A 2866-nucleotide genomic window follows, 5' to 3' on the forward strand; every position below is an offset into this window, starting at 1 on the left:
CTGGCGGGATCGCCAGAGGGGAAGGTCCGACGGGGGGATGTGGCCGGGTTCGGCCTCAGGTCCGGGTGGCGGTGTAGTCGCCCAGGCGCTTTCCGGGTTCGTCCACGAAGAGGCCCGGCAGCGGGGCGAGGGCGGTGATGCGGTCGAGGCGGAGCGTGGTGAAGTCGCCTTGGGTCTCGTTCCAGGCGGTGCAGGTCCAGATCCGGCCCCAGTAATCCAGCGCGAGCGGCCGCAGGTCCTGTGGCGCGGGCGTGTCGCGCAGGGTGACGCGGAGCTTCTGGCGGGCGCGGATGGCGGCGCGCACCGCCGGCATGTGGCGGAAGCCCTGCGCGGCCTCGGGGGACGGGTAGGCGGCGAAGCCGGAGCTGCCGGGCTCTGCGGGGCCGGCCTCGGGCAGGAGCGCGTCGATCTTGCGCGACAGCGAGCGCGCCGCCTCGGCCAGTTCCGGCAGGTCGCCGGCGCCGGCGCCCACCGCAGCGAGGCCGAGGTGCAGCACCTCGAGCTCGGTCTCGGTCAGGTTCAGCGGCGGCAGGGTGAGGCTGGCGCGGGCGGCGTATCCGCGGCCGCGGGTGCCCTCGATGGCGATGCCCGAGGCGGCGAGCGTGTCCATGTCGCGGTAGATCGTCCGCTGCGAGACGCCGAGCTCGGCAGCCAGCGCCTCGGCGGTGTGCACGCCGCCATCCTTGAGGCGGGTCATCAGGGCATAGAGGCGGTCGGTCTTCTTCATGCGATTCGTCGGGCTGGGGCTGGGTGTGGCGGGGAGCGGGGAGGTTGGGCAACTGACAGTTTTTTGTTAAAAAGCGCGGCGGATTCCGTGTGGCGATGCGGGGGCGGGGGGCTTTTCCGCCTCCTGTGGCGCAAGCGCCGTTCTAGAGATCGGACAGAATTGATGCACGGGCGCCGGAGCAGGTGGCCCGCGACAGGAGACTAGAGACATGCTCAACAATATCGGCCTTCCGGGCCTTCTTCTCATCGCCATCGTTGTTCTGGTGCTGTTCGGCCGCGGCAAGATTTCCAACCTCATGGGCGAGGTCGGCAAGGGCATCACCGCCTTCAAGAAGGGCGTGAACGACGGCCAGAAGGAGCTCGAGGACGAAAAGGCGGACAGCGCCAAGGACGTCACCCCGGCCGAGACCGAAAAAGACAAGGTGTAAGCCCACATGCTGGATCTGGGATGGTCCGAGCTGCTGGTCATCGGGATCGTGGCGCTGATCGTGGTCGGGCCGAAGGACCTGCCCGTGCTCTTCCGCAATGTCGGACGGTTCATGGGCAAGGCGCGCGGGATGGCCCGCGAGTTCACCCGCGCCATGAACGATGCCGCCGACGAGAGCGGGGTGCGGGACGTGGCCAAGACCTTCAAGACCGCGACGAACCCGCTGGGCTCGGCGATGGACGGGGTTCGGGACGCGGCGCGCACCATGACCGACCCCACGCCCGCGAAGAAGACCACGTCGCTCAAGGAAGACCCCGCCGCGCTCGATCCCGAGCGCGAGGAGGCCAAGAAGCGCATCGAGGCCAGTGCGGCGCGGACCGCCGCCGACCGGCAGCGACGCGATGCCGAGGCCGCCATGAAGCGCGCCGAGGAAGCCGCCGCCAAGGCCGAGGAGATGGAAGCGGCGCTCAAGAAAGACGGTGAGGCATGAGCCACGCAGACCATGACGAGATCGAAGACAGCTCGGCGCCACTGATCGAGCACCTGGCGGAGCTGCGCACGCGGCTCATCCGCTCGGTGATCGCGTTCATCATCGGGATCTGTCTCGCCTTCACGGTGGCCGAGCCGATCCTGCAGTTCCTGCTGGGACCGATCGAGGAAACGCTGCGCAATCTCGGCGATCCTTCGCCCACGATGCAGTACACCAGCCCCCAGGAATACCTGTTCACGCTGTTCCGCATCTCGATGGTGTTCGGCTTCGGGCTGGCCTTCCCGGTGATCTCCTACCAGCTCTGGCGCTTCGTGGCGCCGGGGCTCTACAAGTCCGAGAAGGGCGCGTTCCTGCCGTTCCTTGTCGCCTCGCCGGTCATGTTCCTGCTGGGCGCGAGCTTTGCGCATTTCGTGGTGACGCCGCTGGCGATGGCCTTCTTCCTGGGCTTCGCGGACGTGTCGTCGATCTTTGCCAATCTGCTCTCGACCGCGGCCGACCGGGTGAGCGACGGCGTGGCGGGCGTGCCCGCGGCCGAGCCCGCGATGGTGCCCGAGACCACGGAAGGCATCCGCATCACCTTCTTCGGCAAGGTGAACGAGAGCCTCGACATCACGCTGAAGTTCATCATCGCCTTCGGGCTCTGCTTCCAGCTGCCGGTGCTGCTGACCCTGATGGGCAAGGCCGGTCTGGTGTCGGCCGCCGGTCTCGGCAGCGTGCGCAAGTACGCGGTCGTGGCAATCCTCGTGCTGGCCGCGCTGGTGACGCCGCCGGACGTGACCACGCAGGTCATCCTGTTCACAGTGGTCTACGGGCTCTACGAGATCTCGATCTTCCTCGTCCGCATGGTCGAGAGGAAGCGCGAGAAGGAGCTGCGGGCACAGGGTCTGTGGTTCGACGAAGATGAAGAAGACGCCGCAGAGGACGGCGAGGGCAAGGAAAAGACGTGACCGAAGACCAACTTGAACGGATCGCCGCGGCGCTGGAGCGTATGGCTCCGGCGCCGCTCGCCGCACCTGATTTCGACGCTGCCGAGGCCTTTGTCTGGCACGTCGACCCGGACCGGCTCGAGCCGGTGGTCAAGGTGAACCGGGTGCCGCTGCCGCTGCTGGTGGGCATCAACCGCACCCGCGACACGCTGCTGGCCAACACGGAGCAGTTCGCCCGTGGCCTCGCGGCCAACAACGCGCTGCTCTGGGGCGCGCGCGGCATGGGCAAGTCGAGCC

General features: G+C 68.0%; 5 protein-coding genes. 4 read left to right on the forward strand and 1 reads right to left on the reverse strand.

Annotated features, from left to right (window positions below; all coding sequences use genetic code 11):
- Positions 1 to 55 precede the first annotated feature (55 nt).
- Positions 56 to 727 (reverse strand): YafY family protein, encoded by a 672-nt coding sequence (locus HC022_RS23120; RefSeq protein WP_167453966.1) that lies wholly within the window; start codon positions 725 to 727, stop codon positions 56 to 58.
- A 208-nt stretch (positions 728 to 935) separates the two neighbouring features.
- Here HC022_RS23120 and tatA point away from each other — a divergent pair, with 208 nt between their 5' ends.
- The 4 genes from tatA to HC022_RS23140 all read left to right on the forward strand — a co-directional run.
- Positions 936 to 1154 (forward strand): twin-arginine translocase TatA/TatE family subunit, encoded by a 219-nt coding sequence (gene tatA / locus HC022_RS23125; protein WP_008885031.1) that lies wholly within the window; start codon positions 936 to 938, stop codon positions 1152 to 1154.
- A 6-nt stretch (positions 1155 to 1160) separates the two neighbouring features.
- Entirely contained in the window at positions 1161 to 1643 is a 483-nt protein-coding gene (tatB, locus tag HC022_RS23130) for a Sec-independent protein translocase protein TatB (RefSeq protein WP_167453967.1), read from the forward strand.
- Complete coding sequence (locus HC022_RS23135) at positions 1640 to 2590, forward strand: twin-arginine translocase subunit TatC (protein ID WP_008886317.1); 951 nt, start codon at positions 1640 to 1642, stop codon at positions 2588 to 2590. Before tatB ends, HC022_RS23135 begins: the two co-directional genes overlap by 4 nt.
- Positions 2587 to 2866: DUF815 domain-containing protein (locus HC022_RS23140; RefSeq protein ID WP_167453968.1), on the forward strand; the 280-nt coding region annotated here is incomplete at its 3' end. The genes HC022_RS23135 and HC022_RS23140, both read left to right, overlap by 4 nt.

It is taken from the genome of Salipiger sp. HF18 (assembly GCF_011806505.1).
Classification (GTDB): Bacteria; Pseudomonadota; Alphaproteobacteria; order Rhodobacterales; family Rhodobacteraceae; genus Salipiger; species Salipiger thiooxidans.

What these genes read in the sequence shown, in the direction of transcription:
- HC022_RS23120 (WP_167453966.1), bottom strand. Translation starts at nt 727, where the DNA reads ATGAAGAAGACCGACCGCCTCTATGCCCTGATGACCCGCCTCAAGGAT.
- tatA (WP_008885031.1), top strand. Translation starts at nt 936, where the DNA reads ATGCTCAACAATATCGGCCTTCCGGGCCTTCTTCTCATCGCCATCGTT.
- tatB (WP_167453967.1), top strand. Translation starts at nt 1,161, where the DNA reads ATGCTGGATCTGGGATGGTCCGAGCTGCTGGTCATCGGGATCGTGGCG.
- HC022_RS23135 (WP_008886317.1), top strand. Translation starts at nt 1,640, where the DNA reads ATGAGCCACGCAGACCATGACGAGATCGAAGACAGCTCGGCGCCACTG.